Raw genomic sequence first — 23,098 nt, 5'->3', positions numbered from 1 at the left:
CGTTTTACCAATAACTATTAGATATATTAAGTGGGGAAAATTATGAGCAAGAAACAAACTGGTTTCGCTAAGCGACGCCGGTGGGGATGGTTATGGCTCCTGCTGATCGGCATCATTATCGGTGCTGCACTGTTAGCGGGTACCGCCACTGTTTTTCATAAAACCAGCGACACCGCGTTCTGCGTGTCCTGTCACACCATGCAACAGCCACTGGCTGAATATCAAGGCAGTATTCACTTCCAAAACACCAAAGGCATCCGAGCTGAATGTGCTGACTGCCATGTGCCTCACGAGCCACTCGATTATCTGTGGACCAAAATCCGTGCGGTCAAAGATATCTATGGTGAAGTGGCTGGCACAATCAATACACCTGAGAAATATGAAGCCCATAAACTCGCGATGGCGCAGTCGGTATGGAAAACGCTAAAAGAGACTGACTCGGCGACATGCCGCTCATGTCACAGCTTTGATGCGATGGACATCACCGGGCAAAGTGCTGAAGCCCGCATTCAGCATCCAGTAGCGATTAAGAAAGGTGAAACCTGTATCGATTGCCATAAAGGTGTGGCCCATATCCTGCCAGATATGAGTGAGGTGACCCAAGCGGGCGCAGCTGAATTGGCAACGGCGGCAGCACAAACCCCTGCAACAGCGACCACCTTATATACCATCGCCACCGAACCCTTCTTTATGCATGCTGGCGACAGCCATAACGCCGGTAACCTGATGCCTTCAACACAAGTTGAAGTGGTAAAACAACAAGGTGATCAGGTGCTGGTTGATGTTAAAGGCTGGCAACAAGATGGCGTGGCAGAAGTGTTCTATGCCGCACAAGGGAAACGTATTCTGAGCGTATTACTGGGCGAAGATGCACAAAAAGCGCTGAAAACATTGAACACGCAAACCGATGCAGAAACCAAGCTGGTTTGGCATCAAGTTGCACTACAGGTGTGGTTACCGAAGAAACAACTCGTTGATGATCAACAAAAAATTTGGCGCTATGCCGCTGATATGATGTCGGCCAACTGTACCGGTTGCCACGGTTTAACCGCACTGGATCGCTTTAACGCAAACCAATGGATTGGGGTAATCAAAGGCATGGCACCACGCACTTCCCTGACTCAGGAACAGTTGCGTGTGATGACACAGTATGTACAAAAACATGCCAGTGATATGCCGGCCAAGCTGTAAATAAGAGGCGAAAATGACTAAATACGAACAACAACCATTAGAAATGAGCCGCCGCCGCTTCTTACTGGGAACCAGCGCACTGGCTGTATTGCCTATCGTTGGTGGCCTGTGGCCCAAATCTGCATTAGCCCAAGCCATCAGTCAGGCATTACCTCAGTTCCTGGCGCTACATCAGGCGCAAAAAGGCATCCTGACCGGAGCTCATTGGGGCGCATTTGAAGCTATCGTCGAGAATGGCCGCATGATCGGTGTCCAGCCAGTCAAAGATGATCCATGGCCAAATGACCTGATCACCATGGCCCCCTATCAGGTGCATGCGGATAACCGCATCAAATACCCGATGGTGCGCAAAAGTTGGTTGGAGGGCGGCCCCGGCAGCCATACCGAACTGCGTGGTCGTGATGAGTGGGTACGGGTCAGTTGGGATAAAGCCACTGAACTGGTGTGCGGCGAAATTGTACGGGTGCAAAAAGACCACGGCCCGCAAGCGTTGTATGCCGGATCTTATGGCTGGAAAAGTGTGGGAATGCTGCATAACAGCCGCACGCTACTACAACGCTTAATGAACCTGAGTGGGGGCTTTTTGGGTTATGCCGGTGACTATTCAACCGGTGCAGCACAGGTGATTATGACCCACGTCATGGGGTCAATGGAGGTCTACGAACAGCAGACAGCCTGGCCAAACGTGGTAGATAACAGCGAACTGGTGATCCTATGGGGCTGTAACCCGATGATCACGCTGAAAAACAGTTGGAATATCCCCGACCATGTGGGGCAAACTGGTTTTGAAGCGCTGAAGAAGAAAGGTACTAAGGTTATCAGTATTGACCCGGTACATAACGACAGTGCCAAATTCACCAATGCACAATGGATTGCGCCACGGCCGTATACCGACAGCGCCATGTTGATCGGTATCGCCCATACGTTATTGACTGAGAAACTGCATAACCCTGACTTTATAAAAACCTACACTATTGGTTTTGATAAATTCCAGGCCTATCTGCTCGGTGAAACTGACGGTCAGCCGAAAAATGCAGAATGGGCGGCGGATATCAGTGGCGTGGACGCCGATGTGTTGCGCCAGCTGGCGCGAGATATGGCTAAACAGCGCACCATGATTATGGGCGGTTGGGGGATTCAGCGCCAGCATCACGGTGAGCAGCAACACTGGTTACTGGTCACCGTTGCGGCAATGCTTGGCCAAATTGGCCTGCCGGGTGGCGGCTTTGGTTTCAGCTATCACTACTCCTCCGGCGGTAGCCCAACGGCCAAAGGCGGCATTTTACCGGGGATTTCTGCCGGTAATGCACCGAAGAACGCACCGTCGCCGATTCCGGTGGCACGGATTGCCGAATGTCTGGCCAATCCAGGGAAAGTCATTGATTTCAATGGTACCAAGGTCACCTATCCTGATGTGAAAATGGTCTACGTTGCCGGTGGTAATACTTTCCATCAGCATCAGGATACCAACAATCTGGTGAAAGCCTGGCAGCACCCTGAAACCATCGTGGTTAACGAACCCTATTGGACCGCCACCGCTAAACACGCAGATATTGTATTACCGGCAACCACCAGCTATGAGCGTAACGATCTGGAGATGGGCGGCGATTACTCGCAACTTTATGTCTTCCCGATGCACCAGTGCGTGCCGCCACAGCATGAAGCGCGTAATGATTTTGATATCTTCGCCGCGATGGCCACCAAGCTGGGGGTAATTGATGCCTTTACCGAGGGCAAAGACGAAACTCAGTGGCTGAAAACCATGTACGACGATATGAAGTCACAGGCCCGTACCGCAAGGGTCGCCCTACCGCCATTCGATATGTTCTGGCAATCGAACAACTATATTCGCTTCCCTATTCCTGAAGCGAACAAGCAGTGGGTACGCTTTGCTGATTATCGTGAGAATCCGTTGCTCAACCCGCTGGGTACCCCATCTGGCAAGATTGAGATCTACTCCGATACAATCGCCAAAATGGAATACGCCGATTGTCAGGGGATCCCGACCTGGATGCCACCTCATGAGTGGTATCGTGGGGTAGAAGCGAAGAAATATCCACTGTCGCTAAACACCGCACACCCGATCAACCGGCTGCATTCACAGTTAGATAACACGCCACTGCGTGAAAAATACGCCGTGGCCGATCGGGAAGCGATACTGATAAGCCCACAGGATGCCAAAGGGCGTAACATTGTAAATGGCGATTTAGTCCGTGCGTTTAATGATCGCGGGCAAATATTAGTAGGTGCAGTGGTATCTGAAGATGTGCGTCCAGGGGTGGTGCGTATCAGCGAAGGGGCATGGTTTGACCCGGCGGACCCAGCAGTGCCGGGTTCCCTTTGTAAGAACGGCAATATCAACTGCCTGACTTTCGATATTGGTTCTTCCAGTCTGGCGCAAGGTAATTGTGGGCAAATGGCGCAGCTTGAAATTGAAAAATATACCGGCCCGGTGCTGAAAAACACCGCCCATGCCGTTCCTGCTGGGGCATAGTCGCGAGAAGAACCAAAGGTTGAGCGTACCAACGGGCACTCCGGCGTTTCACGCCGTTTGCGGCCCGAACGGCACGCTTCCCCTTAGATTACTGACAAAGTCCTGGCCTCTTGGCTGGGGCTTTACTTTAATAGAGGTAGGCTAACCGGCGGCCAAGAAACGGTTTTTACTCCCCAACAAGGATCACTTCAATCCCACCTTTGCGTAATCCATTCAAACTTTCCTCTGGAATACCTTTATCAGTGATAACCATATGTATGCGCTGGGTATCAATTATTTTATGCAGGCTGGAGCGGTTAAATTTACTGGAATCAGTGACCACAATGATGCGTTCCGCGACTTCACACATCCGGCGATTTAGGCGCGCTTCGTCTTCATTATGCGTGCTCACACCACGCTCAAGACTGATGGCGTCTACACCGAGAAAAAGTATATCGAAATGATAATTTTGCAAGGACTGGTCAGCCTGATCCCCATAGAAGGAAAGGGACTGGCGGCGTAAGTGCCCTCCTGTCATCAGCAATTCCACCCCTTCAGCCTCAAGTAGCGCGTTCGCCACATTCATGCCGTTTGTCATAGCAATGACCTCCTTATGATTACGCATATGACGCGCTATTTCATTAGTGGTCGTGCCCGAGTCCAGAATCACACGGTGCCCAGGTTTAATCAGATTTGCAGCAACGCGAGCAATATCACGCTTTAAAGAAATATTAAGGGAGCTTTTATCTTCTACCGTGGGTTCAACGCCAGGTGTGCCAGCATCACACACCAGCGCACCGCCATATGCACGTACAGCAATCCCCTGCTTTTCCAGAAAGGCCAAATCGTTGCGGATAGTCACTGTAGAAACACCAAAGAATGACGATAAATCATTAACCTGAACACTTCCTTGCTGACGAAGCCGCTGAATGATCTGCTCACGCCTTTCACTGGTGCCCGTTATACGCTTGTCCATTACTGAATCGGTATTGCTCATATCAGATCCTTCCCAAAAGCCTTTCGTTTCATTTCACTTCATCTATTAACGCCTTTCTTTTGCCGGAAAGCAAGTCTTTACATTACGCCAAACCGTGCAACCACCCGATAAAAAAGCCTTTCATTATGTTTCTTTTGCGAAACAGATCTCATTTCCGTTATCTTTCGTTTTGTTTTTATCAACCCATAAAGCAGTATCAATGAAACAAACCGAAAGTAACAAGTAATCAAAACCCCATACGGAGAGGAAAGTGAAACATTTAACCGAGTTTGTGGCCGACCATAAGCACGATAAGCGATGTGGCATTTTTGCCGTCTGTTCTGCTCACCCATTGGTTCTGGAAGCAGCAATGCGCCACGCCCGAGACGCGCAATCCATCTTATTAATAGAAGCCACCTCCAATCAGGTGGATCAGTATGGCGGCTATACCGGTATGACCCCAGATGATTTCCGTGGTTTTGTTGAGCAAATGGCGGATAAACATCACTTCCCTCGTAATCAGTTGGTGTTAGGGGGCGATCATCTGGGGCCAAATCGCTGGCAAAACGCCCCTGCCGCAGAGGCCATGTCTCATGCAGAAGAACTTATTCGCCATTATGTCGCAGCTGGCTTTAAGAAAATTCACCTTGATTGCAGTATGTCTTGTGCAGATGACCCCGAGCCATTAACAGACGAAATCGTCGCCGGGAGAGCAGCAAGGCTTGCCTTAATTGCAGAACAGACCCGCAAAGAAAAACAAGGTTCGTCTGATCTGGTTTATGTTATTGGAACGGAAGTCCCTGTTCCAGGAGGAGCACATGAAACGCTGTCAACGCTGGTGGTCACCTCCCCCCAGGCGGCAAAAGCAACGCTCGAGGCTCATCGTCATGCTTTTGAACAACAAGGTCTGCACGATCTGTGGCCACGCATTATCGGGCTAGTCGTCCAACCCGGTGTAGAATTCGATCATACTCATGTTATTGATTATCAACCTGAGAAATCTCTTGCTCTGAGTCGGACTATCGAAGAGTTTGACACGATGGTCTTTGAAGCTCACTCCACTGATTACCAAACTCCGTTCGCCCTACAACAGCTAGTTCAGCACCACTTTGCCATTTTGAAAGTCGGTCCGGCACTTACTTTCGCGCTGCGTGAAGCGCTATTTTCACTGGCCGCTATCGAGCAGGAACTACGCCCCGCATACCAATGTTCGGGGCTACGAGATGTACTGGAAAGCGTCATGCAGGAACACCCGGAGCACTGGAAACAGCATTACCACGGTAATAACGATGAACGTCGTCTGGCGCGCGGCTACAGCTATTCTGATCGCGTTCGTTACTACTGGCCTGATCACCACATTGACGAGGCTTATGCTCGGTTAGTAAATAATTTAACGGATAAACCGCTGCCCTTGCCGTTGATCAGCCAGTATCTGCCACTTCAATACGTTAAGGTCCGTGAAGGCCAGCTTGCGGCAACACCGCACGAACTGATTATTGACCATATTCAGGATGTATTGCGCCAGTACCATGCCGCCTGCATGGGAACATCGCCATCCCATTAACACAATGATAATAAGGAAGAAAACATGCCAAACATTGTATTAAGTCGTATTGATGAGCGCCTGATTCACGGCCAGGTTGGCGTTCAATGGGTTGGTTTTGCCGGCGCAAATCTGGTGTTGGTTGCCAATGATGAAGTTGCCGAAGATCAGGTTCAACAAAACCTGATGGAAATGGTTCTGGCAGAAGGAATTGCCGTGCGCTTCTGGCCACTGCAAAAAGTGATCGACAATATTCATCGTGCAACCGATCGGCAGAAAATTTTACTGGTCTGCAAAAATCCCGAAGACTTTCTAACACTGGTCAACGGTGACGTACCCGTGACCCGAATCAATGTCGGCAACATGCATTATGCCGAAGGTAAACAACAAATAGCGAAAACCGTCTCTGTCGATGATCAGGATATTGCCGCTTTCTATGGCCTGAGAAAAGCAGGGGTGGAATGTTTTATTCAGGGCGTGCCGACCGAGCCCGCTCAGGATCTCTACAAACTCCTCTGAGGTATTTTCTATGGAAATTAGCTTATTACAGGCATCCGCGTTGGGGATTCTGGCCTTTATTGCTGGCTTGGATATGTTCAACGGCCTGACACATATGCACCGCCCGGTGGTCCTGGGGCCGCTGGTTGGCCTGATCCTTGGCGACCTTCATATGGGGATACTCACCGGTGGTACTCTGGAACTGGTCTGGATGGGGCTTGCTCCACTGGCCGGTGCCCAACCGCCGAATGTGATTATCGGTACTATTGTCGGCACAGCCTTTGCTATTACTGCCGGTGTAAAACCGGAGGTCGCGGTTGGAGTTGCAGTGCCGTTCGCCGTGGCGGTGCAAATGGGCATCACCTTCTTGTTCTCTATCATGTCTGGTGTGATGGCGCGCTGTGACCGGATGGCGGCAAATGCGGATACCGACGGCATTGAACGCGTTAACTATCTGGCCTTGCTGGCTCTGGGTACGTTCTATTTTCTGTGCGCATTCTTGCCCATCTATTTTGGTGCTGAGCATGCGAAGACGGTCATTGATGTCTTGCCAGCCCGCCTGATAGACGGCCTTGGTGTGGCAGGTGGCATCATGCCTGCAATCGGCTTTGCCGTATTGCTGAAAATAATGATGAAAAACGTTTATATCCCTTACTTCATTCTTGGCTTTGTTGCTGCGGCCTGGCTGAAACTGCCGGTACTGGCGATTGCCGCCGCAGCCTTGGCAATGGCGTTAATCGATTTCATGCGTAAAGACTCAACTCCACAGCAGACTTCCAGCACTCAGAAAGAGGAATTTGAAGATGGCATCTAATACTCAGGTTCTGCCAAGCGCTAACGCCACTGAAAAGGCGGTCATTGATAGCAACGACAATATCTATGAAGACCAAAGTATCGGTGCGGAACTGACAAAGAAAGATATCAACCGCGTGGCATGGCGTTCCATGTTGCTGCAAGCCTCATTTAACTATGAGCGTATGCAAGCTTCCGGCTGGCTGTATGGCATATTGCCTGCACTGAAAAAGATCCACACCAATAAAAATGATCTGGCGCGGGCGATGAAAGGCCATATGGGGTTCTTCAACACCCATCCTTTCCTGGTGACGTTTGTCATCGGCATCATCCTGGCGATGGAACGTTCAAAGCAGGATGTGAACAGTATTCAAAGTACGAAAATCGCCGTTGGTGCGCCACTGGGGGGAATTGGTGATGCGATGTTCTGGCTGACCTTGCTCCCCATCTGTGGCGGTATTGGAGCCAGTTTAGCCCTGCAAGGTTCGATCCTCGGCGCGATCGTGTTTCTCGTGATGTTTAATGTCGTCCATCTTGGGCTTCGTTTCGGGCTTGCTCACTATGCCTATCGCATGGGTGTCGCGGCTATCCCGCTTATCAAAGCCAATACCCTTAAAGTGGGGCGAGCGGCTTCTATCGTTGGGATGACGGTGATCGGTGCACTTGTCGCCACCTACGTTCGTTTGTCCACCACGCTTGAAATCACCGCAGGCGATGCCGTGGTTAAGCTGCAAACCGATGTTATCGACAAACTGATGCCAGCCTTCCTCCCACTGGTATACACCCTCACGATGTACTGGCTAGTGCGCCGTGGCTGGAGCCCTCTGCGACTCATCGGGCTGACCGTGGTATTAGGCGTTGTCGGAAAGTTTGGTCACTTTTTATAAGCAAGAGGAAACGCCATGTTAAGCATTATTCTTAGCGGTCACGGTGGGTTTGCCACCGGGCTGGAAAAAGCGATGAAACAAATACTTGGCGAACAACAGCAAGTGATAGCCATCGATTTTCCTGAAAGCTCCTCCACCGCGCTGCTTACCGCTCAGTTTGAAGAGGCATTAGCTAATCTGGATGAAAAAGAAGGGCTAATTTTTTTGACGGATTTGCTCGGAGGTACTCCCTTCCGCGTTGCCTCGACGCTGGCAATGCAGAAAGCAGAACGTGAAGTGATCACTGGGGTAAATTTACAGCTTTTGCTGGAGATGGTGCTGGAGCGCGATGGCCTCAGTAGTAAAGAGTTCCGCCTTCAGGCGCTAGAGTGTGGTCACCGAGGGTTGACCAGTCTGGTGGACGAAATGGGCCGTTATCGCGAAGCCGCGCCTGTCGAGGAAGGAATATGACAGTACTGTTGCGAGCCAGGCGGGTGCTGACCGAGCAAGGCTGGCTCGACGATCATCAGTTACGCATAGATGGCAACACCATCGTTGCCATCGAGCCAATCCCCACAGGGGTTGCGCTGCGCGACGTTGAACTACTGTGCCCAGCCTATATCGATATTCATGTCCACGGCGGTGATGGTGTCGATGTCATGGATGACTCGCCAGAGGTACTGGATCAGCTCGCATTGTATAAAGCACGCGAAGGGGTTGGCGGCTGGTTGCCGACCACCGTCACCGCGCCCCTTGGGGAAATAGAGTGTGCACTGCGGCGTATTGCGCAGCGCTACCATCAAGGTGGACAAGGTGCGACGGTGTTGGGTAGCTATCTTGAAGGCCCTTACTTCACCCCGCAGAACAAAGGGGCACATCCACCGGAGCTGTTCCGTGAGCTGGACATTACCGAGCTAAATAGGTTGATTGACGTGTCACAAAACACATTACGTGTTGTGGCATTGGCACCAGAGAAATCGGGTGCGCTGGCGGCAATTAAGCATCTAAAAAGCCAGGGGATAAAGGTCATGCTCGGCCACAGCGCGGCGAACTATGAAGAAACTATTCGTGCGTTTGATGTGGGAGCCGATGGACTGGTGCATTGCTTTAACGGTATGACAGGTCTCCATCATCGTAATCCCGGCATGGTTGGCGCAGGGCTCACCGATAAGCGAGCATGGCTTGAGTTGATAGCAGATGGCCACCATGTTCACCCCGCAGTAATGAGCCTTTGTTGTACCTGCGCCAAGCCTCGAATATTGCTGATAACCGATGCGATGAGCGCGGCTGGAATGCCTGATGGCGACTATGCGATTTGCGGTCATCCAGTAACAATGCAACAGGGTATTGTCCGTACTGCCTCTGGCGGGCTGGCCGGAAGTACACTTTCGTTGGATGCAGCGGTGCGAAATCTGGTCAATAACGTGGGTGTACCTGCTGCGGATGCGATTCATATGGCCTCGCTGCACCCGGCCAAAATGCTGGGGCTTGACCACACATACGGCTCTCTGGCGGCAGGTAAACGAGCCAACATTATCGCGCTGGATTCACGGCTCATGCTACAAACCATTTGGATTGATGGACAGCGAATCGCCCTGTAGACCTTTCATTACATATCACTTTGGTTTGTGGCTAATTCTGCCACAAACCTTTCTTTTCCTTTCTTCTGACTCTAAACCATTTATTAAATAAATATAATATATTCATATAAATCAAAATAGTAACAACCAGTAACCCACTTTCAGATCACGTTTTTCGTTTTATTACTTTTCTTATATTGACCTTTCGTTTTCTTTTCTATAGATTTTCACTTAGACATAAAATTGATGAAATGAAATGAAACGAAAGATTGTCATGTTCTACTTTGTACTGACCCATTGAATATGCACTACTAAGGACTGAGTTATGAGCGAAACCCAATCTGCCGATACTTGCGGCACATCAACCTGGACTGAAAAAGAGATCCGCCAGCAACCAGCAAGCTGGATCCGATCGTTAAAAAACATTGAACGTCAACGTAGCGATATCGACACTTTCCTTGCGCCGCTCCTACAAACATCTGACCTACAGATTGTCCTGACAGGTGCCGGTACCTCAGCATTTATCGGCGATATTATTGCGCCGTGGCTGTCGCGCCATAGCGGGAGAAATTTTGTCGCAGTGCCCACAACAGACCTCGTTACTAATCCTGCTGACTATTTATCTCCCCAACGCCCGACACTGCTCATCTCCTTTGCACGCTCTGGTAACAGCCCTGAAAGCGTCGCCGCAGTAGACTTAGCCAACCAACTCGTCAGCCAGTGCCACCATCTGGTCATCACCTGCAATGAAGCCGGCAGCTTGTATCACAATGCGTTGAAAAGTGATAACGCACTGGCGCTGTTAATGCCAACTGAAACCCATGACCGTGGTTTCGCCATGACCAGTAGCATCAGTACCATGATGGCCAGTTGTTTGGCCGTCTTCGCCCCCGATGTCATCAACAGCACCAGCTTTCAGGATGTAGCAACGCGCTGTAAGCAGATAGTTGCTTCGCAGGGCGACTTTAGCACTGCCGTATTTGGTGACCTGCCCTTTAAACGGATTGTTTACCTCGGCAGTGGCGGATTGCAAGGTGTGGCGCGCGAATCAGCACTGAAAGTGCTGGAGCTAACGGCAGGTAAATTGGCTGCGTTTTATGAGTCCCCCACCGGCTTTCGCCACGGACCAAAATCACTGGTTAACGCTGAAACGCTGGTTGTGGTGTTTGTTTCAAGCCACCCTTATACCCGCCAATACGACCTCGACTTACTGGCTGAGCTGCGCCGCGACCAACAAGCGATGCGCGTCGTAGCGATTTGTGCCGAATCCAGCCCAGCAATCGGCGCAGGTCCGCATATTTTGTTACCCGCAGCCCGAGAGTTTATTGATGTCGAACAGGCGTTCTGCTTCCTGATGTACACACAGATTTTCGCTCTCAGCGAATCTATCAAAGCAGGTATCACCCCCGACACCCCTTCCGCCAGCGGCACGGTAAACCGTGTAGTGAAAGGCGTCGTTATTCATCCCTGGAAAGGCTGAGAGGATCACTACATGAGCATTATTTCTACCAAATATCTTTTGCAGGATGCGCAGGCTCGGCGCTACGCCGTACCTGCTTTTAATATCCATAACGCGGAAACCATTCAGGCCATTCTAGAAGTTTGCAAAGAGATGCAATCACCGGTGATCCTTGCGGGTACGCCCGGCACCTTTAAGCACATCGCTTTTGAAGAAATCTACGCATTGTGCGAAGCCTACTCTGAAAGTTATGGCATGCCGCTCGCGCTGCATCTCGACCATCACGAATCACTAGACGATATCAGCCGCAAGGTCAACGCCGGTGTACGCAGTGCGATGATTGACGGTAGCCACTTCCCATTTGCTGAGAATGTGTCTCTGGTGAAGAGTGTCGTCGATTTTTGTCATCGCCACGATTGTAGTGTTGAAGCTGAGTTAGGGCGTCTGGGAGGGGTGGAAGACGATATGGATGTCGATGAGGAGAGCGCTTTTCTCACTGACCCGCAAGAAGCGCGTCGCTTTGTGGAACTTACCGGTGTCGATAGCCTCGCGGTTGCTATCGGAACAGCCCACGGCCTGTACGCCAAACAGCCCAAAATTGATTTCCAGCGCCTGGCAGAAATCCATGAAACCGTCGATATTCCATTGGTTCTACACGGCGCGAGCGATGTCCCTGATGACTATGTCAGACGAGCCATTGAACTGGGTGTTTGCAAAGTAAACGTAGCAACTGAGTTGAAAATCGCCTTCGCGGCGGCGGTAAAAAAATGGTTTGGTGATAACCCAGAAGGTAACGACCCGCGCTATTACATGCGCGTCGGTATGGATGCCATGAAAGACGTTGTGCGCAGTAAAATCATCGTCTGCGGATCAGCTAATAAGTTAATCCCCGAAACTGAAACCTCGCTATAAATCTTGTGTCATCAAAATGTTGCCCGGCTATCGTCGGGTAACATCATGAATTTTAATAATTATCAGACTCAAAGCACCGACTCAAAATGTAAATAACCTTTCTGGACCTCAAATAACAAGGATATCGTATGAGAACAATCATAAAGAGCTCGTTATTATTATTGCTGATGAGCAATGCCGCCTTTGCCTCCGAATACTTGCTGAATAACAATAAAATCGCCCTCTCTTTTGACGATGCAAACTCAGCGGTGGTGATAAAAGATAAGCTTTCAGGCCGCAAACTTGCGCCTGTAGAATTGTTCTTTCTAACACTGCCCAACGAAGAGGTTATTCACGCGGCCGATTTTAAAATTAAAAATGTCAGCCAAAAAGATGATGCAATTCATATCAACTATGAACATAAAGATTTTGATGTCACCGTGGTGCTCAACGTACTAAAAGGTCAATACGCCAGTATTGACTACCGGATTCAGGCCAAAGGTCAGGCACGGGATGTTGCGAAAATCACCTTCTTCCCAACCAAAGGGCAATCCCAGGCACCTTATGTAGACGGCGCAATTAATAGCTCTCCCATTATCGCTGACAGCTTCTTTATTCTGCCGGAAAAACCGATCGTCAATACCTATGCATATGAAACGACAACCAATCTGAATGTTGCGTTAAAAACACCGATTAAAGTGGAGACGCCCGTCAGCTTCACCCTGTATTTCGGCACTTTTGAAGAAAACAACCAGTTACGTCGCAGCTTCAACCAATTTATCAACAGCATGCGCGCGCGCCCATATCAGCCCTACCTTCACTACAATAGCTGGATGGATATTGGTTTCTTCACCACCTACACAGAACAAGAAGTGCTCAACCGGATGGATACCTACGCCGACGAACTGATTAAAAAACGCGGGGTAAAACTTGATGGTTTTCTACTGGATGACGGCTGGGATGACCGCACCGGTAAATGGCTGTTTGGCCCAGCATTTAGTAAGGGATTCGGGGGGGTGAAACAGAAAGCTGACAGCTTACATACCTCGGTAGGTTTATGGCTGTCACCTTGGGGAGGCTATAACAAACCGCGCGATATTCGCGTCTCACACGCCAAAGAAAACGGCTTCGAAACCGTTGATGGGAAATTCGCGCTCTCCGGCCCCAATTACTTCCGTAATTTTAATGAGCAAATCATTAAGCTTATCAAAAACGAACATATCACCTCCTTCAAGCTAGACGGTATGGGTAACGCCAATTCGTATATCCCAGGCAGCCAGTTCGCCTCTGATTTTGACGCCTCCATCGAGCTGATTAAAAACATGCGCGAGGCCAATAAAGATCTGTTTATCAACCTGACCACCGGCACCGATGCCAGCCCCTCATGGCTGTTCTACGCGGACGCTATCTGGCGTCAGGGCGATGATATCAACCTGTTTGGCAAAGGTTCCCCCGCTCAGCAATGGATGACTTACCGTGATGCTGAAACCTACCGCTCCATCGTGCGCAAAGGCCCGCTATTCCCGATAAACTCGCTGATGTACCACGGCATTGTTAGCGCGGAAAATGCCTATTTTGGGTTGGAAAAAGTACAGACCGACCATGACTTTGCTGATCAGGTCTGGAGCTACTTTGCAACGGGAACCCAACTACAAGAACTTTACATCACGCCATCCATGTTAAATAACAACAAATGGGATACGTTGGCGACCGCCGCTAAATGGTCACGGAAAAATAGCGATGTGCTGGTTGATACCCATTGGATTGGCGGTGACCCTACAGCGCTGGACGTTTATGGCTGGGCCTCATGGAATAAAGATAAAGCGGTATTTGGATTGCGTAATCCATCCGACAAAGAACAAAGCTACTATTTAGATCTCACTAAAAACTTCGAAATTCCGAGCGGCGAAGTAACGAGCTTCACACTTAAAACGGTATATGGCACTAATGCAACTCTGCCACTCGATTACAGTAAGCCGGTGATTGTTACGCTAAAACCACTGGAAACACTCGTCATCGAAGCAACACCGATGACTAATAAGAAGTAACGCGCCTATCAGACTTGACGTAATAATACCGCCCGTTCTATCACGAAGGGGCGGTATCCGCTTCCAGCTTAATCAAATAGACCAACGCTTGTTCTCGGGTATCAGCACACATCTCCCGCAATGCTTGTAAGCTGGCACATACTGCCGGGCGAGAAGGAGAATGAAAAATGGCGCAACGCATAGCATCGTCCAAGTGCAGACAACGGGTATTGGCAGGCTTACCGAATGGCATACCAGGGATCGGGCTGGAAATAGAAGGAGCAATACAGCAGGCACCGCAATCTGAGCGACAATCCATCAGCAAGCTCCTGTAGGCTGGTGGAATAATAGCCGACAATAGCAATCCCTCCCATTAACTACCAGCACTATCCGTGCCTAATGGGGCAATGACAGACCCACACCACAGCCGCCTCTTTGCATCCACTCATTTTCAGTTCACTTTTCAACCTAAAAAATTCTAATTTGTACGATATTCAGTCACAAGATAATGCTGTTACCAGACTAATCACTAACCATGCAATCCCTGTGAGTATATTCATCTGTTTACAGTTCCCTCACCAACCTGTACCATCAAGCTAGTACAAAAGAACTATTAACCTATAATTGATACCCAAAATCATTGGCGTTACCGCAGCGTCAAGGATAAAGGATACTTGGAGTTACAGATGTCGATGGATGTATCCCAACCGTTATCGCGCCCTTCCGTCCTTGGCGGTGCGATGATAGTCGCCGGAACCGCTGTGGGTGCGGGGATGTTCTCAATCCCAATCGTAACAGCCGGGGTATGGTTTAGCGGCTCAGTTATGCTGCTGATTTATACTTGGGCTTGTATGCTGATTTCTGGCCTGATGATTCTGGAAGCTAACCTGAATTATCCTAGTGGGGCCAGCTTTCACACCATGGTGCAAGACCTGCTTGGCAAGGTCTGGAGTTCCATCAATGGGTTGTCGATAACCTTTGTGCTCTATATTCTGACTTACGCTTATATCTCTGCCGGTGGCTCAATCATTTCCCACACCCTGCAAAATGTCGCGGGAATTGGTCAGACCGGAGCCGGATTTATCTTTGCGCTATTGGTCGCATTTATCGTTTGGTTATCCACCCGCGCAGTAGATCGCTTAAGTACGATATTGATCGGCGGTATGGTTATTACATTTATCATGTCGGTTGGTGACATGTTCAGCCATGTGCAAAGTGCCGTGTTGTTTAATCAAACCGATAGCAGTGCCCACTATTTGCCCTATGCGCTGGCGGCACTGCCCTACTTGTTAACCTCGTTTGGTTACCACGGCAATGTACCGGGGTTGGTGAAGTACTATCACAAAGACAGCAAAGCGGTGGTACGTAGCCTGTTGTACGGCACACTGATCGCGTTAATCATTTATGTCCTATGGCAGTATGCCATTCAAGGCAATATCAGCCGTGACGCGTTCAAACTGGTTATTGCCGACGGTGGCAATATTGGTAGTCTGCTAAAACAGATGGACACCATTTCAGCCAGTCAGGCCACCAGCCAGTTACTTAATGCCTTCTCTTATATGGCACTGGCCAGTTCATTCCTTGGGGTGTCGCTGGGTCTGTTTGATTATATCGCTGACTTCTTTAAGTTTAGTGATACCCGTAACGGGCGAACCAAGTCAGCGCTTATCACTTTTGTGCCACCTACCCTCGGCGCGCTGTTGTTCCCAAATGGCTTCTTATATGCCATTGGCTTTGCCGGTTTAGCGGCCACCATTTGGGCGGTGATTGTGCCAGCACTGATGGCGCGGGCCAGCCGTAAACGCTTCCCACAGGCGGCTTATCGCGCTCCCGGTGGGCGTTTGATGATTGGCTTTATTATCCTGTTTGGTTTGATCAATGCCGTTACCCATATTGCCGCACTATTGGGCTGGTTACCGGTCTATCGCTAGGCCCGGTTTTACACCGGGAATATCACTCTTTTTAGCACCATAGCCACAGAGTTTAGCGTTGCCGTCAGGTCGCCAGCAAACACCCCCTGAGACTTCAACAATGAAGGTGATATTTGCTTGCCTGAAACTCGCGGCGCGAGTAACTTGTCGCAACTTATCTTCAATCCTGATTGGCGGTTAATAAATGGCAAGAGCTAATGAAATAAAACGTGGTATGGCGGTCAACCTCAACGGCAAATTGTTGCTGGTGAAAGATATTGATGTGCAAAGCCCAAGCGCCCGTGGCGCAAGTACGCTGTATAAAATGCGTTTTTCCGACGTGCGTACCGGCTTAAAAGTAGAAGAGCGTTTTAAAGGTGATGAGATCCTCGATACCATCACCCTGACCCGCCGGTCAGTGAACTTCTCTTACATCGATGGCGACGAATATGTCTTTATGGATGATGAAGATTTCACCCCTTATAACTTCAAGAAAGAGCAGATCGAAGAAGAGCTGTTATTTATTCCTGAAGGGGGGATGCCAGGCATGCAGGTTCTGACGATGGATGGCCAATTATTGGCGCTGGAATTGCCACAGACTGTTGATATGGAAATTGTTGACACTGCACCCAGCATCAAAGGCGCATCTGCTAGCGCCCGTAACAAGCCTGCGGTGATGAGCACAGGCTTATCTATTCAGGTGCCGGAATATATCAGCCCTGGTGAGAAAATCCGTATTCATATTGCGGAGCGTCGTTATATGGGCCGCGCTGAATAACACCCAATACTCTTCATCTTTCAAGTTGCAGGTGTGTTGGCTGCTCTCAATAACCCGAATCACTTACTTATGTAAGCTCATCGGGATTAATGAGCCTCACCCTGCGGGCTAGCATAAATGCTGTACAAATCGGTTCCCGACCGATTTGTATCTCGCTTGCCGCCTTCCTGCATCTTGAAATCTATTGGGTATGGTTGGGTATAAAACAGTTAAGGGCCATTTCTGGCCCTTAATGTATTGAAAGATGGCAGGCTATTTTAGCTCAGGGAAGAACGCCCGCTTCAGCGCCAACTCCACACCACGCACCTCAGCTAACCCTTTCAAACGGCCAATCGCCGAATAACCCGGATTGGTTTTCTTATGTAAATCATCCAACATCTGATGACCGTGGTCTGGTCGCATTGGGATCGGGCGCATATCACCAGCAGCCTGGCGGCGTTGCTCTTCGGTCAAGATGGCTTTGACGACTGAATACATGTCTACATCGCCTTGCAGATGGCCGCCTTCATGGAAGGTCTTTGGGTTCCCTTCGCGGCAGGTCGAACGTAAATGCGTAAAATGAATACGGTCGCCAAAGGTTTCGATCATCTTCACCAGATCATTGTCTGCCCGCACCCCATAAGAGCCGGTGCACATAGTAAAACCGTTATGAATACTATCAACCGTCTCTTTTAGCCACTGCATATCTTCAATGGTGGAAACAATACGCGGCAGGCCAAGGATTGGGCGCGGCGGATCATCTGGGTGAACAGCCATACGCAGACCGACCTGTTCGGCAACCGGTATAATCGCCTGTAGGAAGTAAGCCATATTTTCACGCAGTTGCGCTTTATCGATACCGTCATACTCGGCCAAACGTGCGCGGAATTGATCCAGTGTATACCCTTCCTCCGCCCCCGGCAGACCAGCAATAATATTGCCCGTCAGCTTGGCGATATCCGCCTCAGACATCGCATCAAAGTAATCTGCTGCCTGCGCCTGTTCTTCCGCCGTGTAATCATTCACCGCGCCCGGACGTTTAAGGATATGCAGTTCGAAGGTTGCAAATGCTATCTGATCGAAACGCAATGCTTTGGAACCATCTGGCAGTTGATACTCCAGATCCGTGCGTGTCCAGTCCAGCACCGGCATAAAGTTATAGCACACGGTATCAATACCGCAGTCCGCCAGATTACGCAGCGTCTGCTTATAATTTTCAATATGTTGCTGATAGTTGCCGCTGTGAGTTTTTATTTCTTCATGAATCGGGACACTTTCGACCACCGACCATACCAAACCTTTTGCGGCAAGCTCTGCCTGGCGTTGTTTGATCTCACTCACCGGCCATACTTCGCCATTCGGAATATGATGTAATGCAGTCACTACTCCAGTTGCCCCTGCCTGACGGATATCATCCAGCGACACCGGATCATGCGGGCCATACCAACGCCATGTTTGTTCCATTTATTTTTACCTTCTCTGCGTAAACTGTTCAGGTGCTAAAAATGTTGTTATACCGATTTCCAATAGGTATCACTCAGCTTTATCCTTACTTTTTAACCGCCGGGTGTCAAAAAGCAAAACCTCATTGGTTGATCCACCTCACGAATATAACCAATATTGGACTTACCAATTTTATTTTCTGTCATATGGCTTTACACTGCAAGCCGATATTCATGGCAACGAGCAAAAGAAAAAGGTCAGTATGGTGTGGCTTCTTTCCTACAAACAGCCGACTAAAACTGGTCTAACAACTTTTTATTTGCCACCTTTTATGTCAGCCCCTTTGTAATAATCGTGGGGTGAATGATTTTGGAGCCACGTATGAACACCATTGCCAACAGCCCCCTTCCCTCAACCGTACAGCAGCCTACTTATGATAGAACAGCACTGAAAAGCCGCATTATTCACATTGGCTTTGGTGCATTTCATCGCGCCCATCAGGCACTGCTCACTGACCGAGTATTAAATAAGCAAGGAGGCGATTGGGGCATCTGCGAAGTCAGCTTGTTTGGTGGCGACGTTTTGATTCAAAATTTACGCCAACAGAATCATCTCTTTTCCGTACTGGAAAAAGGGGCACAAGGTAATCAGGCCATTGTTGTCGGCTCAGTATGTGAGTCAGTCCATGCCCGCTTAGATGGCATAATCCAAGTGTTGGAGAAACTGGCCGAACCACAAGTAACCATTGTTTCCCTGACGATTACTGAGAAAGGCTACTGCATCGAACCAGGTAGCGGCCAATTGGATCTGCAAAATGAGTTTATCCGCGCAGATCTGGCGATACCCGATGCGCCGACCTCTGCTCCCGGTATTCTGGTAGAGGCCCTGCGCTTACGCCGCTTACGTGGCCTGCCGCCTTTTACGGTGCTTTCTTGCGATAATATTCCAGAAAATGGTCACGTAGTGAAAAATGCCGTCCTCGGTCTGGCTATGGCCCGAGACCCGGAACTGGCCAGTTGGATCAGTCAACATGTCACCTTCCCTAACACCATGGTCGACCGTATTGTTCCGGCTGCCACCACCGAAACCTTGCAGGAAATTGCCGATACCCTGAGCGTAGCAGACCCTTGTGGCATTGCCTGTGAACCGTTTATTCAGTGGGTGGTTGAAGACAAATTTGTCGCGGGACGCCCGGACTGGGAACTGGCTGGAGTGCAATTAGTCGATGATGTCTTGCCGTTCGAAGAAATGAAGTTGCGCATGTTAAACGGCAGCCACTCGTATCTCTCCTATTTGGGTTATCTGGCTGGTTATCAACATATTAATGATTGCATGGACGACAGTAACTATCGCCTAACCGCTCGCCGCCTGATGATGGATGAACAAGCGCCAACCTTGCGCGTCACCGGGGTGGATCTTAACGCCTATGCTGATCAATTGATTGAGCGTTACAGTAACCCGGCGTTAAAGCACCGCACCTGGCAGATTGCGATGGACGGCAGCCAAAAACTACCTCAACGGATGCTCGATTCTGTGCGTTGGCATTTACAACATGGCGGAGCCTACCGCTGTCTGGCATTGGGTATCGCCGGTTGGATGCGCTATGTAGGGGGTATCGACGATAACGGCCAGGCCATCGATATCCGTGATCCCATGGCTGACAGTTTTAAAAAGTGTGTCGCCAGTAGTGAAGATGGCGTGGCCCGGGTACAGAGTTTGCTATCGCTGAAATCACTGTTTGGCGAGTCCTTACCACAGCAGCAGGTATTTGTTGATGCGGTTACCGAGGCTTATCTCAGCTTGCAACAATTTGGCGCAAAAGAGAGTGTAAAACGTTTGGCGCAGCAGGATTAATTTAGCCCGCTTACCGAATGAGGCTCATTAATTCCAATCGAGTTCGTGAGCGCAGCCAACACCCCTGTAGCTTCAAAGCCGAAGGGTTTACCCAAAGTCATTGGAGTTACAGGTAGGCGGCAAGCAAATGAATCCCGATGAGCTTACTCAAGTAAGTGATTCGGGTGCGTGAGCGCAGCCAACACCCCTGTAGCTTCAAGGCCGAAGGGTAAATTACTCTTCAAGCTGGTACGGTGCAGACTCAAACAAATAACCATCGAAATCTGGATGATCCGCATCTGAAAGCTCAAGCAACTTCAGTTTTACATTTTCCAAATGCTGCCACATGGCTTGCTTGGCTGCTTTGCTGTCACGGCGTAACACCGCTTGTAAGATTTTCTGGTGATCTTCCAGCCACTGCCACCGGTAGTTAAAATCAAGGGTGTGACTGTGAGCGACTTGCCACATAGCGCTGGTTTTGCGCGCTTGCCAGGCCTCAGTAACCATATTGGCCAGCACGCTATTTTGCGTTGATTGCGCCAGCAGATAATGAAACAGCTCGTCGGCACTTTCATCCACAGCTCCGGCGGCCAGTGCGGTCTTTTCCTGCTCGATAGCGTGGCGCATTTTGATGATATCGGCTTTAGTCGCCTGCATGGCAGCAAAAGCAGCAACTTCGCTTTCCAGTAATTGGCGGGCTTGTAACAGTTCAAATGGGCCGTAACCACAATCCGCAGTAACAGCAGACTCACCGTTTGCTGGCATCGCAGGCACATTAACCACATAGACACCTGAACCTTTGCGTACCTCAACCAATTTTTCCAACTCCAGCATAATCAGTGCTTCACGAACCACACTGCGACTGACACTGAAATTTTCGGCGATGTCACGTTCAGGCGGTAAACGATCGCCCAAGCTATATTGCCCGCTGACAATTGCCTCGCGCAATTGACTGCCTACTTCCTGATATAACCGCATAGCCTTATTTCCTGCATCAGGCATTGGCTAAACAATACCAAATTGGCCTGACCAAAGGGTGTCTGAATAAGGAGGAGTATATCATGTGGTCGAACAATATCATTGCCGCCAGGCAAGATGATTTTATTCAAATAGCATCATGCATCTAGCACGACTTATCACTGTGATAAGCCGTGCTTGTATGTATACATCATAATGTTTGAATAGATTAGAGATAAGTGACAGTGAGGATTCCCAGATTACGCTGCGGGTTCAGCCACTCCATACGGGAGGACGCTAAATTACCGGGTAAACGGGCAGTAAGAGGCATTCTGGCAGAGACAGTTTGCCTTTGAGTCAGCGTTTGACCATTACGATAACAACGCGTTGTAATGGTACTATCGATGAAAGCGGTATCACATGGACTATCTACAATGGCTCCATAAAATGTGATTGTTCCTGAGGCAGATCGGCCAGATTGCGCACTACTTGCAGCAAAAGAAACTATCCATGAAGACATTATTGCTACCATAATAAGCACTCGGAGATTCATCATAACCACCTCGACTTTCATATCTGTCATTTTAAATGATAGAGGATTCCAGCCAATTCGATGGGAACGACAGAGCATTTTTTATTGCCCGACTTCGCCTATAACCCACTAAAATCCCTCGTAGAAGTGAATTATATTGCTTAACCTGGCAAGGCTATTAGGCGAGGTTCCTAAGACGCCTAGGAAATTGTCTGTCTTTCAGCCTTTTTCGTTTAATAATAAGCTTGGCTGGTGTTATACCCTCTTCTAATAACATCGACACACTTGAGCCTTTTCTTGAGGGGTTATTGAAAATAAATTTATGATCGGAGATCTCTGATGACAAAAACGAACTTGATTACCGGCTTTTTGGGGTGTGGCAAAACCACCACAATCCGCCATTTATTGTCACAAAAACCGGAGAATGAGAAATGGGCGGTATTGGTCAATGAATTTGGTGAAATCGGTATTGATGGTGCGCTACTAGCCGACAGCGGTGCGGTATTAAAAGAAATACCGGGTGGATGCATGTGTTGTGTTAATGGGTTACCGATGCAAGTGGGTTTGAATATGCTGCTACAGCAGGCAAAACCGGATCGGTTATTAATCGAGCCGACTGGATTGGGGCATCCAAAACAGATCTTGTCTTTACTAACCTCTGATGTTTACCAACCCTGGATTGACCTGCGTGCCACCCTCTGTCTGGTGGATGCCCGCCAGTTAAGTGAACCGCGTTATGCAGAAAATGAGAACTTCCGCGACCAACTGGCGGCCGCAGATATCATTGTGGCAAATAAACAGGATACCTATACCCCACAGGACAACAACGTATTGCAACAATGGCATGAACTTCAAGCGTTATCACGCCCGCTCTATTATGCCGAACAGGGGAAGATAGATGCGGCACTGTTGGATATCGCCCACAGTAATAATAATGAATTACCCGACGGTACACATCACCACGGCTCAGTACGGCAAAAAGGTCTCGCAGCACTCAGTTTGAAAGGTATCGAACCTTGGCGGCGGGCACTAAATCAGGGGCAAGGTTATCATAGCTGTGGTTGGGTATTTAATGCAGAAACGGTGTTTGATACCGTCCCATTGTTGGAATGGATACGGTTAAATCCGGTGGAGCGGGTTAAAGGGGTTATGCGTATTGCTGAAGGCACCTTGGTGGTTAATCGACAAGGCGCGGACTTGCAAATAGAAACACGCCAAATAGCACCGCTGGACAGCCGGATTGAACTGATTAGTGCCACTGAAGCGGATTGGAATACGCTTCAGCATGAATTACTGAATATCAGACTACATAAGGGGCTATAATGTGCCTCGATTTTTATTTGTTACACAATTTATACATTGACAATTTA

20 protein-coding genes are annotated in these 23,098 nt (G+C 49.3%); 15 read left to right on the top strand and 5 right to left on the bottom strand.

The window, feature by feature from the left end; all coding sequences use genetic code 11:
* Positions 1 to 42: 42 nt before the first annotated feature.
* Entirely contained in the window at positions 43 to 1,191 is a 1,149-nt protein-coding gene (locus EL015_RS07845; RefSeq protein WP_032907996.1) for a NapC/NirT family cytochrome c, read from the top strand.
* Positions 1,192 to 1,204: 13 nt separating this feature from the next.
* Positions 1,205 to 3,685 carry a trimethylamine-N-oxide reductase TorA gene (gene torA / locus EL015_RS07840; RefSeq protein ID WP_005193041.1) on the top strand — a complete coding sequence of 827 codons (2,481 nt, stop codon included), beginning with the start codon at positions 1,205 to 1,207 and terminating at the stop codon, positions 3,683 to 3,685.
* A 166-nt stretch (positions 3,686 to 3,851) separates the two neighbouring features.
* On the opposite strand, the gene EL015_RS07835 is transcribed toward torA, so the two are convergent.
* Complete coding sequence (locus EL015_RS07835; protein ID WP_005193042.1) at positions 3,852 to 4,661, bottom strand: DeoR family transcriptional regulator; 810 nt, start codon at positions 4,659 to 4,661, stop codon at positions 3,852 to 3,854.
* 250 nt (positions 4,662 to 4,911) lie between these two features.
* Between EL015_RS07835 and kbaZ the strand changes: the two genes are divergently transcribed.
* From kbaZ to EL015_RS07790, 9 genes are all read left to right on the top strand, one after another.
* A complete protein-coding gene (gene kbaZ, locus EL015_RS07830; protein WP_005193046.1) occupies positions 4,912 to 6,204 on the top strand; it encodes a tagatose-bisphosphate aldolase subunit KbaZ in 1,293 nt (430 codons plus the stop codon).
* A gap of 24 nt (positions 6,205 to 6,228) precedes the next feature.
* The gene (gene agaV / locus EL015_RS07825) at positions 6,229 to 6,702 is read left to right on the top strand and encodes a PTS N-acetylgalactosamine transporter subunit IIB (protein WP_005193047.1); all 474 of its coding nucleotides are present in this window, start codon (positions 6,229 to 6,231) and stop codon (positions 6,700 to 6,702) included.
* A 10-nt stretch (positions 6,703 to 6,712) separates the two neighbouring features.
* Positions 6,713 to 7,495 (top strand): PTS N-acetylgalactosamine transporter subunit IIC, encoded by a 783-nt coding sequence (gene agaW, locus EL015_RS07820; RefSeq protein WP_005193049.1) that lies wholly within the window; start codon positions 6,713 to 6,715, stop codon positions 7,493 to 7,495.
* Positions 7,485 to 8,360 carry a PTS N-acetylgalactosamine transporter subunit IID gene (gene agaE, locus EL015_RS07815; RefSeq protein WP_032907997.1) on the top strand — a complete coding sequence of 292 codons (876 nt, stop codon included), beginning with the start codon at positions 7,485 to 7,487 and terminating at the stop codon, positions 8,358 to 8,360. The genes agaW and agaE overlap by 11 nt, the downstream gene beginning before the upstream one ends.
* 15 nt (positions 8,361 to 8,375) lie before the next feature.
* Positions 8,376 to 8,810, top strand: a complete 435-nt coding sequence (gene agaF / locus EL015_RS07810; protein ID WP_005193054.1) for a PTS galactosamine/N-acetylgalactosamine transporter subunit IIA — start codon at positions 8,376 to 8,378, stop codon at positions 8,808 to 8,810.
* A complete protein-coding gene (gene nagA, locus EL015_RS07805) occupies positions 8,807 to 9,940 on the top strand; it encodes an N-acetylglucosamine-6-phosphate deacetylase (RefSeq protein ID WP_032907998.1) in 1,134 nt (377 codons plus the stop codon). Before agaF ends, nagA begins: the two co-directional genes overlap by 4 nt.
* Before the next feature lie 304 nt (positions 9,941 to 10,244).
* On the top strand, positions 10,245 to 11,399 hold the full coding sequence (locus EL015_RS07800) for an SIS domain-containing protein (protein ID WP_005193056.1): 1,155 nt from the start codon (positions 10,245 to 10,247) through the stop codon (positions 11,397 to 11,399).
* A gap of 12 nt (positions 11,400 to 11,411) precedes the next feature.
* Positions 11,412 to 12,290: a tagatose-bisphosphate aldolase subunit KbaY gene (gene kbaY, locus EL015_RS07795; RefSeq protein WP_005193058.1), complete on the top strand. Its 879-nt coding sequence runs from the start codon at positions 11,412 to 11,414 to the stop codon at positions 12,288 to 12,290.
* Positions 12,291 to 12,418: 128 nt separating this feature from the next.
* Positions 12,419 to 14,317, top strand: a complete 1,899-nt coding sequence (locus EL015_RS07790) for an alpha-amylase family protein (RefSeq protein ID WP_032907999.1) — start codon at positions 12,419 to 12,421, stop codon at positions 14,315 to 14,317.
* Between the two features lie 40 nt (positions 14,318 to 14,357).
* Here the strand turns inward: EL015_RS07790 and EL015_RS07785 are convergent, their stop codons facing one another.
* Entirely contained in the window at positions 14,358 to 14,615 is a 258-nt protein-coding gene (locus EL015_RS07785) for a YkgJ family cysteine cluster protein (protein ID WP_005193063.1), read from the bottom strand.
* A 367-nt stretch (positions 14,616 to 14,982) separates the two neighbouring features.
* On the opposite strand from EL015_RS07785, the gene mtr reads away from it, so the two are divergent.
* Together mtr and yeiP are read left to right on the top strand one after the other, a co-directional pair.
* A complete protein-coding gene (mtr, locus tag EL015_RS07780; protein WP_032908000.1) occupies positions 14,983 to 16,227 on the top strand; it encodes a tryptophan permease in 1,245 nt (414 codons plus the stop codon).
* Positions 16,228 to 16,411: 184 nt separating this feature from the next.
* Entirely contained in the window at positions 16,412 to 16,984 is a 573-nt protein-coding gene (yeiP, locus tag EL015_RS07775) for an elongation factor P-like protein YeiP (RefSeq protein WP_005193072.1), read from the top strand.
* Positions 16,985 to 17,236: 252 nt separating this feature from the next.
* On the opposite strand, the gene uxuA is transcribed toward yeiP, so the two are convergent.
* Positions 17,237 to 18,427, bottom strand: a complete 1,191-nt coding sequence (gene uxuA, locus EL015_RS07770) for a mannonate dehydratase (RefSeq protein ID WP_005190025.1) — start codon at positions 18,425 to 18,427, stop codon at positions 17,237 to 17,239.
* 360 nt (positions 18,428 to 18,787) lie between these two features.
* On the opposite strand from uxuA, the gene EL015_RS07760 reads away from it, so the two are divergent.
* Complete coding sequence (locus EL015_RS07760; RefSeq protein ID WP_032907347.1) at positions 18,788 to 20,260, top strand: mannitol dehydrogenase family protein; 1,473 nt, start codon at positions 18,788 to 18,790, stop codon at positions 20,258 to 20,260.
* A gap of 213 nt (positions 20,261 to 20,473) precedes the next feature.
* Here the strand turns inward: EL015_RS07760 and EL015_RS07755 are convergent, their stop codons facing one another.
* On the bottom strand, positions 20,474 to 21,217 hold the full coding sequence (locus EL015_RS07755) for a GntR family transcriptional regulator (RefSeq protein ID WP_032907350.1): 744 nt from the start codon (positions 21,215 to 21,217) through the stop codon (positions 20,474 to 20,476).
* 208 nt (positions 21,218 to 21,425) lie between these two features.
* Positions 21,426 to 21,752 carry a fimbrial protein gene (locus tag EL015_RS22070; RefSeq protein ID WP_032907383.1) on the bottom strand — a complete coding sequence of 109 codons (327 nt, stop codon included), beginning with the start codon at positions 21,750 to 21,752 and terminating at the stop codon, positions 21,426 to 21,428.
* A 315-nt stretch (positions 21,753 to 22,067) separates the two neighbouring features.
* Here EL015_RS22070 and EL015_RS07745 point away from each other — a divergent pair, with 315 nt between their 5' ends.
* The gene (locus tag EL015_RS07745) at positions 22,068 to 23,051 is read left to right on the top strand and encodes a CobW family GTP-binding protein (RefSeq protein WP_032907351.1); all 984 of its coding nucleotides are present in this window, start codon (positions 22,068 to 22,070) and stop codon (positions 23,049 to 23,051) included.
* Positions 23,052 to 23,098 lie beyond the last annotated feature (47 nt).

Origin of the sequence: Yersinia intermedia (genome assembly GCF_900635455.1) — a bacterium.
Lineage (GTDB): Bacteria > Pseudomonadota > Gammaproteobacteria > Enterobacterales > Enterobacteriaceae > Yersinia > Yersinia intermedia.
This window is presented reverse-complemented; position numbering and strand designations above follow the sequence as displayed.